Annotated in this window: 13 protein-coding genes and 1 pseudogene; 5 read left to right on the top strand and 9 right to left on the bottom strand. The window is 66.8% G+C overall.

The window, feature by feature from the left end; all coding sequences use genetic code 11:
- Window positions 1–304 (top strand): hypothetical protein (locus tag K2Y56_RS11480; protein WP_292507514.1); only part of this gene is annotated, 304 nt, incomplete at its 5' end.
- A 119-nt stretch (window positions 305–423) separates the two neighbouring features.
- On the opposite strand, the pseudogene K2Y56_RS26460 reads toward K2Y56_RS11480, so the two are convergent.
- A pseudogene (locus tag K2Y56_RS26460) lies at window positions 424–501 on the bottom strand (HK97 family phage prohead protease); the annotation flags it as partial.
- 148 nt (window positions 502–649) lie between these two features.
- On the opposite strand from K2Y56_RS26460, the gene K2Y56_RS11475 reads away from it, so the two are divergent.
- The 3 genes from K2Y56_RS11475 (at window position 650) to K2Y56_RS11465 (ending at window position 1880) form a co-directional block, all read left to right on the top strand.
- Window positions 650–1090 carry a DUF4440 domain-containing protein gene (locus K2Y56_RS11475; protein ID WP_292507513.1) on the top strand — a complete coding sequence of 147 codons (441 nt, stop codon included), beginning with the start codon at window positions 650–652 and terminating at the stop codon, window positions 1088–1090.
- A gap of 95 nt (window positions 1091–1185) precedes the next feature.
- On the top strand, window positions 1186–1311 hold the full coding sequence (locus tag K2Y56_RS11470) for a hypothetical protein (protein ID WP_292507512.1): 126 nt from the start codon (window positions 1186–1188) through the stop codon (window positions 1309–1311).
- A 365-nt stretch (window positions 1312–1676) separates the two neighbouring features.
- Window positions 1677–1880 carry a type II toxin-antitoxin system VapC family toxin gene (locus K2Y56_RS11465; RefSeq protein ID WP_292507511.1) on the top strand — a complete coding sequence of 68 codons (204 nt, stop codon included), beginning with the start codon at window positions 1677–1679 and terminating at the stop codon, window positions 1878–1880.
- Here the strand turns inward: K2Y56_RS11465 and K2Y56_RS11460 are convergent.
- From K2Y56_RS11460 to K2Y56_RS11430, 7 genes are all read right to left on the bottom strand, one after another.
- On the bottom strand, window positions 1862–3022 hold the full coding sequence (locus tag K2Y56_RS11460) for a phage portal protein (RefSeq protein ID WP_292507510.1): 1161 nt from the start codon (window positions 3020–3022) through the stop codon (window positions 1862–1864). The two genes, K2Y56_RS11465 and K2Y56_RS11460, sit on opposite strands and share 19 nt — an antisense overlap.
- Window positions 3023–3268: 246 nt before the next feature.
- Window positions 3269–4549 (bottom strand): terminase family protein, encoded by a 1281-nt coding sequence (locus K2Y56_RS11455; RefSeq protein WP_292507509.1) that lies wholly within the window; start codon window positions 4547–4549, stop codon window positions 3269–3271.
- Complete coding sequence (locus K2Y56_RS11450) at window positions 4518–5201, bottom strand: hypothetical protein (RefSeq protein WP_292507508.1); 684 nt, start codon at window positions 5199–5201, stop codon at window positions 4518–4520. Before K2Y56_RS11450 ends, K2Y56_RS11455 begins: the two co-directional genes overlap by 32 nt.
- Before the next feature lie 378 nt (window positions 5202–5579).
- Entirely contained in the window at window positions 5580–6155 is a 576-nt protein-coding gene (locus K2Y56_RS11445; RefSeq protein ID WP_292507507.1) for a histidine phosphatase family protein, read from the bottom strand.
- Window positions 6152–6763, bottom strand: coding sequence for an isochorismatase family cysteine hydrolase (locus tag K2Y56_RS11440; RefSeq protein WP_292507506.1), 612 nt, complete (start codon window positions 6761–6763; stop codon window positions 6152–6154). The genes K2Y56_RS11445 and K2Y56_RS11440 overlap by 4 nt, the downstream gene beginning before the upstream one ends.
- A 46-nt stretch (window positions 6764–6809) precedes the next feature.
- Window positions 6810–7814, bottom strand: coding sequence for an SDR family oxidoreductase (locus tag K2Y56_RS11435; RefSeq protein WP_292507505.1), 1005 nt, complete (start codon window positions 7812–7814; stop codon window positions 6810–6812).
- Window positions 7815–7896: 82 nt separating this feature from the next.
- Complete coding sequence (locus tag K2Y56_RS11430; protein ID WP_292507504.1) at window positions 7897–8406, bottom strand: ferritin-like domain-containing protein; 510 nt, start codon at window positions 8404–8406, stop codon at window positions 7897–7899.
- A 357-nt stretch (window positions 8407–8763) separates the two neighbouring features.
- On the opposite strand from K2Y56_RS11430, the gene K2Y56_RS11425 reads away from it, so the two are divergent.
- A complete protein-coding gene (locus K2Y56_RS11425; protein ID WP_292507520.1) occupies window positions 8764–9789 on the top strand; it encodes a tyrosine recombinase XerC in 1026 nt (341 codons plus the stop codon).
- Here K2Y56_RS11425 and K2Y56_RS11420 read toward each other — a convergent pair.
- Entirely contained in the window at window positions 9743–10447 is a 705-nt protein-coding gene (locus K2Y56_RS11420) for a glutathione S-transferase (RefSeq protein WP_292507503.1), read from the bottom strand. The genes K2Y56_RS11425 and K2Y56_RS11420 overlap by 47 nt on opposite strands.
- Window positions 10448–10453: the final 6 nt, after the last annotated feature.

Here is a 10453-nt window from a genome sequence, read left to right as displayed (position 1 = left end):
AGCCGCATGGCCCGATGGCCACCCCAATCCCCGCCAAAGCGGTCCTCGAATTTACACCTCGTCCGCGGACGCTACCGAACACCTGCGCAGCACAACGCTTGGCCGCAACCCAGAAATGAAGCGGACGATGGGTGAGTGGCACGAGAGGAACAGAAGGTATTACGAGGCCAAATGGGGCGCCGAAGGACACGAGGTTCACACCACACCATTCGGGGACCCGAACTTCGGTCTCAAGATCGCCTGGAGCGACCGCAAAGATCCTTACGGTCGCCGCAGCCGACTCCGCCGTCTGTGGCCGTTCTAGAAGCCGGCATTCGTGGCCACGCGCCGACATCCGGTTCGATGTGGCACGCAAGACCTCCCGGGCGAGGTGAAGGTGACCGTCGACGCGACGGCCCTACGCTCCCTCAAACCCGTCTCGGAGGCGCCCGGCACGACCACGTCGCGGCTGGTATCGGGCACGCCGAACAGGCTGGCATAGCCGGTGAAGTCACCGTCGATCGAAGTCCCGAAATTTCATGCGATGCAGTCGATCGGAGCCCGGGCGCCAAGCGACGAGCGAACTCGAAAGTTTTCGCTTTTCCCCGCCGTCAGCCCGATCTAGTCTTTAACTGCGAATGGTGCCTGAGCACCACAAAGGGAGGTCGCGATGCTTTGGAAGGGAACGGTTCTCGCTGCTCTTGTCGTTCTGAGCCTCGGTACATCACAGCGTGTATTCGCCGCCGATCCGACGGCAGAGGGCCAGGCGGCGGCCGACCGCTGGGACCAGGTCTATAATTCGGGCGACCTCGACAGCCTCGGCAAGCTTTACGCGGCCGACGCCATGGTGGTCCCGAAGGGCGCGGCCGTCTCGGGCTCCGAGAGCATCCAGAAGTTCTTCGCCGGGCTGAAGTCCAAGGGCTTCGACGACCACAAGGTGAAGGTCCAGGCGGCGCAGATGCGCGGCGACCTCCTCGTCGCCACCGGCCGCTGGCAGATGTCCGGCCCCGGCGGCGAAGGCGGCGCGAAGAAGACCTTCGAGGGCAACTGGGTCAACGTTCTCCAGAAGGAGGGAACGGGCTGGCGCAGCGTGCTGCATACTTGGAATTGATATACTTGCATTGAGATCCTTGAAGTGGAGCGTGGGCTGATGCACTCGCTCCAGACCTGAAAGGACCCGCGTCGTCCGGATGGAGGATGCTGTGGGTGACGACGTCGGATGTCCTCTTCTCCATCGGGGATATCCGAGGAACGGCATTGCCGCTCTACATCAAGGACGACGCGACGGCCGCCCTCGTTGCGGAACTCGCTCAGGCCGTTGGTACGACATAATCCGATGCGGTGCGTCGTGCTGTTGAAGCGGAGTTCGCGCGGCTAGCTTGAAGGAAGCCGCTGCGCGAGTGGATCGCAGAGCGCCCTGCGCGCTATCCGCTTCCTGAGCCGACCGGCAAAAAGGCGGACGAGGCCTTCTTCGATGATCTGAGCGGCAGCTGAGGGTCTTCGTCGATGCCTCGGCTTTGTTCGCCATCGTTGTTCGGGAACCCGATGTCGACAGCCTCGTCGACATCATTGAAGCTCATCAGGACCGGCTTTGCTCAGCGACTTCGCTTCGGGAGACGGTGGCGGGGCAGGTCCACAGCTACGCATATCCCGACGATGCCGCGCGCGAGCGCGTCCAGATATTTCGGACGCAGTGAGTGCTGCGCATCGTTCCCATCGGCGAAGTCGGGTTCGACCTTGCCGTCAGGGCCTACGCCCTCTCTGGCAAAGGCCGGCATCCCGCCGCGCGAAACAGGGGCGATTGCCACGCCTATGCCTGTGCTCAGGCGAACGGCGCTGCACTGCTGTTCAAGGGCAAGAAGTTCGCTCAGACGGACATTCCTCAAGCCCTTACCCCATAACCCACCGCCTCCCGCTTCTCCTCCTCGGTCAGGAACTCCGCCCCCTGCACCCGGCGCCACAGCGATTCCCGCTCGGGCGCCAGGGCCTCAATGGCGTCGAGGTCGGGCTCCAGCCGCGCAGGGCCGAAGGCGGGTTCGAGCCAATGCGCAAGGGATTCGGCGGTGCGGCGCACCAGCGGAATAACCGTCTGGCGGTAGAAGGCGCGGTTGGCCTCGGCGTAGTTGGCGTGGGTGTTGTCGCCGGGCAGGCCGAGGAGGAGCGGCGGTACGCCGAAGGCCAGCGCGATCTCGCGGGCGGCGCCGTTCTTGGCCTCGACGAAATCCATGTCCTTCGGCGAGAGCGAGAGCGGTTTCCAATCGAGCCCGCCTTCGAGCAGCAGCGGCCGGCCGGCATTGCCGGCGCCCTGGTAGTTGGCCTCGAGCTCGCCCTTCAGTCTCGTGAACTGCGTCTCGCTCAAGCCATTGCCGGCGGCGGTGGCGAAGACGAGGGCGCCGGAGGGCCGGGCGGCATTGTCGAGGAGGGCCTTGTTCCAGGCGCCGGCCGCGTTGTGGATATCGAGGGCGACCGCCGCCGCCTCCATCGGCGAGAGCCCGTAATGGTCGTCGGTGGGGTGGAACAGGGTCAGGTGCAGGATCGGCCGAACCCCGTCGCCGCCCTGGTCATAGCGGAGCCTGCGGCCACCCACGGAATACTCGTAGGCTGCCGGCCAGCCGTCCGAGCCGGGCACCACCCGCATCCGGTCCGGGCGCAGCGCATGGATCTCGCGCGGGGCGCCATCGAGGCTGATCGCTTCAAGATAGGCGTTCCCCGACACCATGAGGTGCCCGTAGAGCGATTCGAGCAGCCGCGCGCCGCCCTCGTGACGGTTTGGCCGGGCGAGAAGCGCGGTCAGCGGATGCGGCTCGGCGGCGTCGCCCAAGCTCAGCGGCACGGCGGCGGCGGCCTCTGCCACCAGCCGCACCGCCCGGTGGACGATGGCGTTGCGCTGGAACCCCTCGCGGGCGAGCGCCCCGTAATCGCGCGGCGTCCAGACCGCGCGGCCCTCGCCGTAGAAGGCCACCTGCGTCGCGGAGAGCGGCGCGGCCTTGGTGGCGGGTAAGCGGGCGATCGCCTGGGTGAGGCGGTTGAGAAGGTTGGGCATACGGCGATCCTTGGTGGGTCAGCACGAACCGATGTGCGAATCCCCTCTCCCCGCCCGCGGGGAGAGGGCCTCGTCCTCCCCTCGTCAGGAGGCGAGGTAAGCCCGGCAGGGCGATGGTGAGGGGGCGTACGGGGATAAGGCTCCTCCGGCATCGCCCCCTCACCCTCGGCTTCCGCCTCGTTCCGGACCCTGCAAGGGGTCCGGAACCCTCTCCCCGCAAGCGGGGAGAGGAGGGAAATCGGGCCGCTACAATCGCCGGATCCGCGGTTCCGGCCTCGGCCCCAGCATGAGGTGTGTCAAAGCCCAGACCAGGGCGTCGAGGCGGTCGGGCGAGGCCTTGGTGGACAGGCCGTCGGGGCCGATGTCGCACATCTCGTCCTCAAGCGCTGGCAAGGCGCCGACATGGTGGACGCGCCCTTGAGCGTAGAGGAGCGAGACCGGCTCGGCCCGCAGGTATTTTCCACGCGTCGCCCGAACCGCGACCACCGGCACGGCCAGGTCGATCCCCCGCAGAACCTCGCCCACCATCTCGCCGCCCTGGTTGACCTCGACCACGAGGGCGTCGGCCTCGAGCCGGTGATAGAGCGCGAGCGCGGCGCTGGCCCAGGCCTGCGGCGGCGCCCGGCTTAAGGTCGCGTCGGCCAGCACATAGGCGTGGCCGCTTCCCGAGAGCCCCGCCGCCACGATTCCGCAGGCATCGGCTCCGGCCCGCGACGAGGCCGGCGGATCGACCGCGACCACGATGCGGGCCAAGGCCTCCGGCGCCTCCGCAACGCGGGCGGCCTCGATGGCGGCGCGGCTCCACAAGGCGTCCGGCCGGTCTTCGATCAGCTCTCCGTCGAGCTCCTGCCGCCCGAGGCGGGTGCCGGCATAGCGCCCGACCACCGCATCGAGGAAGGACGGCGCCAAGTTGATGGCGTTGTCGGCGGTGCGCGAGCGGCTGACCACCACGCTGGGATCGGTCAGGAGCCGGCGGATCAAGGCGGTCGGGCGCGGCGTCGTGGTGACGAGGTGGCGCGGCCTCGCGCCGAGTCGCAATCCGAACTGGACCATGTCGTAGGCGGCCTCGGCCAGACGCCACTTGGCGATTTCGTCCGACCAGGCGGCGCCGAATTGCGGGCCGCGCAGCGAATCCGGTTCCTCAGCCGAGAAGACGAGGGCCACGGCGCCGTTGGAGAAATCGAGCCGCCGCCGGGACGGAGACCAGAGCGGACGGTCTCCCGACAGGGACATCAGTCCCGAAGGCCCTTCGATCATGACGTCGCGCACATCCGCGAAGGTCTCGCCGACGAGCGCGATTCGCCCGACGGCCTCGGCCGTGAAGGCCGGATCACCTAGGGCCAGAGCCCGAACCCATTCGGCACCCGTGCGAGTCTTGCCCGAGCCGCGCCCTCCGATCACCGCCCAGGTGGTCCAGGGGAGCGCCGTCTCGCAGGGTGGGAGCTGGTCGGCCCTGGCGCAATGGAGCCAGTCCCGGGAGAGGGCAAGGATCAGGTCAGGCGGCAGGCTGGCCAGAAAGGCCCGCATCCGGCCATTCGCCTGCGAATGCCGCATAGCGCTGCACGATCGTCGCGCGCAGGGCGGGCAGGTCGAGGCCGGCCGGCGCACTCTTGTCGCCGCCTTCGCCATTGCCGCCCCCTTTGCGTTCGTCCGTGTCGATCTCGTCGAGGAGCCGCTTGAGGCCGCCGAGATCGCGAAGCACCTTCGCGGAATCGAGGCGCGCCGCGCCCTCGTCCTCGGCGCCGCCGAGAGCCGCGTCGAACCGCGCGATCTGGCGGGCGATGTGGCTGCGCAGCGACCGCCTCAGCGTCTGGCCGCGGACGGATTGCGCCGACGGCTCCCGCATCAGTGTCTTGCGCCGATCGTCGAACCCGCAGCCCCGAAAATACGCCGCCGCGTCGCATCTTGGCACGCCGAGCGCGGCGGCAAGGTCGGCGGTCGCGACCGATGGATTCCGGTAGAGACGCTCCACCGCGTTGCGGCGCCTCGATGTGAGCATCACCGGCTTCGTGAACCCTGGCGATCTGACCGGCCGCCAGCCATGGGCCCGGTTCCAGTAGGTGACGGCAGAAACCGCAACCCCGGCCTCCGCGGCGATGCGGGTCAGCGACCTGTCCGTGCCGCGCACCAGCGCCTCGACGCGCTGACGCAGCTCGGATGAGTAAAGCGACGTTGCCATCCTCGGCCCCCGTCTCATCCACACTTCTGGAGCGTGGGCCATTGATAGCCGAAGAGCGTGCCGCTGTCAATCAATAATTTCCTATCTCAGGAAGATAAACATTGATTGCTGCGGAGCTTGGCCCCGAGGTTCATGGCCTTGCCCTGGGACCGCGGGTCTGGGGTCTACGCCACAACGATGTGCCCCTGCTGGCTTCGAAGGGAGCGGTTTCGGTGTGTCCGCTTTCGGCTGCGAGGACCGGCGGCAAACGTCTGATTGAGAGCGGCATATCGCGTGCGATCCTGAGAGAGCGGATCGCAAATCACCGATAGGGAGCCGGTCAGATGGTCGGACCCGAGATACTGCCGGAAGGAGTAAGGCTTCTGACGCAGCAAGCGGTCAGGCCGCGTTGCGCAATGGAAGCTCCGTGGTACCGCAGTTGTCGAGCCATGTTCCGGTGAGATGGAAGAAGAACGTCCCATGGCCGACCACCGCGATGGTGCGCTCCGGCCTGGCGGCGAGCCAATCCCGGAAGGCAGCGACGCGACGGTCGAAGATGTGACGCGGCTCTACGTGGAACCCCGTCTCGCCCGGCTCGCCGTCCGCGTACCACCACGTCTCGGGCAGGTGGTCGACCTTCACCTCCGGGAATTCCTGAGCGATCAGCGACGCCGCGCGGCCGACATCGCAGCTGCTCTCCTGGCACTCGCGGTGGAGCACCTCGACGAGGATCTCGGGCTTTGCAGGATGATCCGAGAACAGGCCGACCGTCGTCTGGATCGCCCGTGTCAGCGGCGATGTCACCACGAGATCGAAGGGAATCGCCTGCAGCGCAGAGCGCGCTGCAGCCACTTGATTCAGGCCCCGATCGGTCAGGCGAGCATCGACATGGCCCGGATCGCGTCCGGTGGCGCGATGGGCGGCATTGAAGGTCGATTCCCCATGGCGGATGCAGACGATGCGCGATGCGCTCATGGATTCCAGCTTCTCAGGACGACGTCGGTGGTGACCGTCTCGACCTGCTGGCCATAGCGGGAACGATAGAGGGTGAGAAGCGCGTCATGTGCCGCATCGGACGACGAGCAGATCGCATCGGTGACGACGACGATGCGGTAGCCGAGATCGACGGCACCAAGGACGGTGGCGAGGACGCAGACATCGGTCTCGCCGCCGGTTACGATCAGCGTGCTGGTATCGCGCCCCTGAAGCCAGGCATCGAGACTCGTCTCCGGCCACGGCGAGTAGACCGTCTTGTCGAAGACATGGCCGTCTCGCGCGAAGGATAGGAGCTCGGGCACCAGCTCGATCAAGGCCGGGTCGAGTTCGGCCTTCGTCATCGAAGCCCAGCGGTCGTAGTAGCGGGCCCAGGTCCCACGGCCCTGTCCCGGTCGTTCGGCGGGTATGAACCGGGTGAAGACGGTTCTGTCAGGCTGCGCTGCGACGATCCGCCGGACATTCGGCAGGGCCCGGAGCATCCAGGGCGTATGCCAGTCGGTCTTCTCCGCGAACATCCCCTGCATGTCGACGCAGAGATGCATGCAGGTGTGGTCGAGCGGACCGTGACGCAACGCCTCTTCACTCATCCCGACGCAAACCCCTTGGTGCCTCCATCATTTCAAACCGCGGCGTCTACTGCCGGGACGAGCGGTGTGCCAAAGCCGCCGCGGCAGCGGCGCCGGCTGCCGCAACGAGGGCAGTGGCAGCGGGGTGGAGGCTCGCGCGGGTATAGAAGCTGCGACGCATGACGTAGCCGGGATGGTCGCCGCGGATGTCTCCGCCCCGTCCAGCCGCATGAAGGGCACCCTGCGGGTTGCGTGGCCGCTCACTGCGAAGCTGCTGTCCGGTCATCGTGCGCCCGAGCCGATCGAACGTTCGCGGTGCAAGCGCTTGGAACGCGCTCATCACCCGGCCGCCGCCGCCGACATAGATGTCGCGTTGAGGATGAACGGCAGCGTGAACAATGGCGAGAGCGACCTCCTCGGGATCGTAGACCGGCGGCGGCAGCTTCGGTTCATGGTCGGTATAATTGCGGGCGTTCTGCGGGAACGGCGTATTGATGGCTGCCGGCTTGATCAAGGTGACGGAGACCGGGACGCCTTCTTCCTCGAGCTCGATGCGGAGGCTGTCCGTGAAGCCTTTGATCGCGTGCTTGCTGGCGCAATACATTCCCTGCAGGGGGAAGGCGACGTCGGAGGCGACGCTGCCGAGATTGATAAGAACGCCGCCGCTGCGCTTCAGGTGCGGCAGGGCCGTGAGCGATCCATGGACGACGCCCCAGAAATTCGTCTCGAACATGGCCCGGTGATCGGCCTCGCTGACCTCCTCCAGCCGCCCGAAGATCGAGAGGCCGGCATCGTTCACCCAGGAATCGATCCGCCCGAACCGGCCGATCGCCACGTCGGCGATGCGCCGTACATCCTCGGGCTCGCGGACATCGGCGACGACATGGATGGCCTTGCCGCCGGATGCTGCAATGTCCCGTTCGATTGCCGCGAGGGCATCGCCGTTGCGTGAGGCGAGGACGACGGATGCGCCATGGCGCGCGGCCTTTCGGGCCGCGGCGAGGCCGATCCCGCTCGACGCTCCCGTGATGACGATGACCTGCTCGCGAAGCGGCTTATGCGTTCTGCGCACGGGCAATACCTTTTTTCGATAAAGAACGATCGAGGCGCGCCGGGACTTTCCCGGCGCTCCATTTCGAGATGCGCGGGTCGGCTCAGTGGCTGGCGGTGGCGCCGGTTGTCGTCAGTTCGATGTAGCGCCGCGTCGTCGGATCGATGAGTTCGGCCACATCCTTGGCCATCGTCTGCTCTTCCTTGAGCGACGTCTCGAAACCTGACAGGTAACGGGACTGGCCGGCCGCTTCCGTGATGACGAGAAGCGACTTGTAGACGGCGATCTCGAAATTCTCGAAGGCATGGTTGGCAAAAGTGTTCTTCAGGATCTCGTCCTGGGCCGGCGTATGAGCGAGAGCGGCAAGATTGCCCATGACCCCCATGACGCCTTCCTTGAGGGCCGAGGGGCTCTCGTTGACGGCCGCCATCGCCGCCTCGAGGCGGTCACGCTGCTGATGCGTCTCGTCGATATGCCGGCGCAGGATTCGCTCCATCTCGGGATACCGCTGAAGTCGCTCCACTTGCCGCCCCATGATCTGGAGAGCCTCGAGCTCGACGGCGTGGGCATTCTTGAGGGCGGTGGCGTAGATCGATCGGATGTCGTCGGCCATGGAGGAGCGCTCCTTCGAAGCTGGACTGGCAATAGGCAAGCGCGGACACGGTTTTTCCGTGCGGCAGCCAACACAGGTCGGCGTCGCACCGAGCAGTCGGCGCATTCTGGGAAATGACGCTCGGTGGGGCCCTTCTGTTCCCGCGCTTGTTGCTACGGATTGTCCCATAAATACTGCCAAGCAAATGGCAAAGATCTATGATCTATAGATACTAACTTATGTTTTTGTAGGAGCCTTGGCCCTGATGCTGTCGCGCCTCGGTTGCCTCATAGGGCCAAGTTGCCGAGGCGACGGCTGAGATGAACGACTCCTCAACCACGATCGGGTTTGGTGGGCTGTCAGATCCCGCAGGTCGCCATGCTCCAACCCACGCCCCCGCTGCCGACGACCGAGGACATCGCGTGGCCTGCCGACCACGGACTGAGATCCGCGGCCCTGTCCTGGCTTGACGAACTCGCCCGGGAGCGGCGGATGGCGGACAACACCGTCGAGGCCTATGGCCGCGACCTGAGGCAGTTTCTGCAGCACCTCTGTCTCAAGCGCGGCACACCCGGCATCGCCGACTTGACCGGCCTGAAACCGAGGGATCTGCGTGCCTTCATGGCCGCTCGCCGAGCGGACGGGATCGGCGGACGCTCGCTGATGCGGGCATTGGCAGGACTTCGTTCCTTCGGAAAGCACCTCGAACGCGAGGGTCACGGCACCATGGCGGCCCTCGGCGCCGTGCGCTCCCCCAAGGTCGAGCGGCGGCTGCCGCGGCCAATCCCGATCCCGGCCGCCCGAGCGATGACCGATGCCGACCTTCGTGCCGGCGAACCGCGCGAGGCCTGGGTGCTCGCCCGAGACGCGGCCGTACTGGCGCTTCTCTACGGCGCCGGTCTTCGCATTTCCGAGGCGCTCGGCCTGAGACGCAAGGATGCCCCGGTGAGGGGCGTCGAGGCGGTGACGGTGACGGGCAAGGGCGACAAGGAGCGGATGGTGCCGATCCTGCCCGTCGTCGCGGAGGCGGTAGAGGCCTATCTCCGGGCGTGTCCCCATCCCCTGCCGGAGGAGGGACCGCTCTTCGTCGGCGCCAAGGGCGGACCGCTCTCGCCTCGCATCATCCAATACGCGGTCGCATCGTTGCGCGGCAGTCTTGGCCTGCCCGACAGCGCGACGCCGCATGCCCTGCGCCACTCCTTCGCGACCCATCTCCTCGGTCGCAAGGGCGAACTCAGGGCGATACAGGAACTCCTCGGCCACGCTTCGCTCTCGACGACGCAGCTCTACACCAAGGTCGACGCAGCACGCCTGATGGAGGCCTTCGACACAGCCCATCCTCGGGCGGGAAGGGCGGTCAGCCGTCGAGTTCCGGATAGCGCCGGAAGATCCCCTGCTCGTTGAAGGGAAGCCGCCGCAGGCTGACGAGGTAGGCGGCGATCCGCGGCCGCTGCCGCACGGATTCGTGCAGGGCGCGAAGCCCGGGATTGTCGGCAAGCGCCGCCGCGGTCGCCATCGGGAAGGCGCAGAGCAGGCCGTCCACGAGCTGGAACAGCGACAGGTCGGCATAGGTGATGGCCTCGCCGACGAGATGCCGGCCGCCATTGCGGGCGAGGATGTGCTCGAACCAGGCGAAGAATTCGGGGATGCGGTCGCGGCGGAAATGGCCGGCGCGCCGCAGGGCCTCGGTCTTCTGTTCCTCGTAGGCGAGGCCGATGGCGATCGGGTGATGGGTGTCGTGGGCCTCGCTCACCATGTCGGCGATGGTGAGCTGGATCTGATGGATCCAGAACCGATCCGCCTCCCTCTCGGGGACCAAGCCGAGGCGGGGTCCGAGATAGAACAGGATCGCCGCGCTCTGCCCTATCAGCACCTCCCCGTCCCTCAGGAACGGAGCGGCGAAGGATGGTCGGGCAAGAGCCGGGTCTTCGAGCAACCCCATCATCGCGCCGAGATCGTGGCGGGCGACGTCGGTGTAAGCCGCTGCGGCCTCCTCCAGGGCGAGGCGCACGAACTCGCCGCGGCCCTGGATGGTCGGCCAGTCAAACAGCTCGTAGGCCACCGCCCG

Source organism: Methylobacterium sp. (assembly GCF_019745455.1).
GTDB lineage: Bacteria > Pseudomonadota > Alphaproteobacteria > Rhizobiales > Beijerinckiaceae > Methylobacterium.
This window is presented reverse-complemented; position numbering and strand designations above follow the sequence as displayed.

Coding starts and splice junctions, on each gene's coding strand:
- K2Y56_RS11475 (WP_292507513.1), top strand. CDS start 650: ATGCTTTGGAAGGGAACGGTTCTCGCTGCTCTTGTCGTTCTGAGCCTC.
- K2Y56_RS11460 (WP_292507510.1), bottom strand. CDS start 3,022: ATGCCCAACCTTCTCAACCGCCTCACCCAGGCGATCGCCCGCTTACCC.
- K2Y56_RS11455 (WP_292507509.1), bottom strand. CDS start 4,549: ATGCGGGCCTTTCTGGCCAGCCTGCCGCCTGACCTGATCCTTGCCCTC.
- K2Y56_RS11450 (WP_292507508.1), bottom strand. CDS start 5,201: ATGGCAACGTCGCTTTACTCATCCGAGCTGCGTCAGCGCGTCGAGGCG.
- K2Y56_RS11445 (WP_292507507.1), bottom strand. CDS start 6,155: ATGAGCGCATCGCGCATCGTCTGCATCCGCCATGGGGAATCGACCTTC.
- K2Y56_RS11440 (WP_292507506.1), bottom strand. CDS start 6,763: ATGAGTGAAGAGGCGTTGCGTCACGGTCCGCTCGACCACACCTGCATG.
- K2Y56_RS11430 (WP_292507504.1), bottom strand. CDS start 8,406: ATGGCCGACGACATCCGATCGATCTACGCCACCGCCCTCAAGAATGCC.
- K2Y56_RS11425 (WP_292507520.1), top strand. CDS start 8,764: ATGCTCCAACCCACGCCCCCGCTGCCGACGACCGAGGACATCGCGTGG.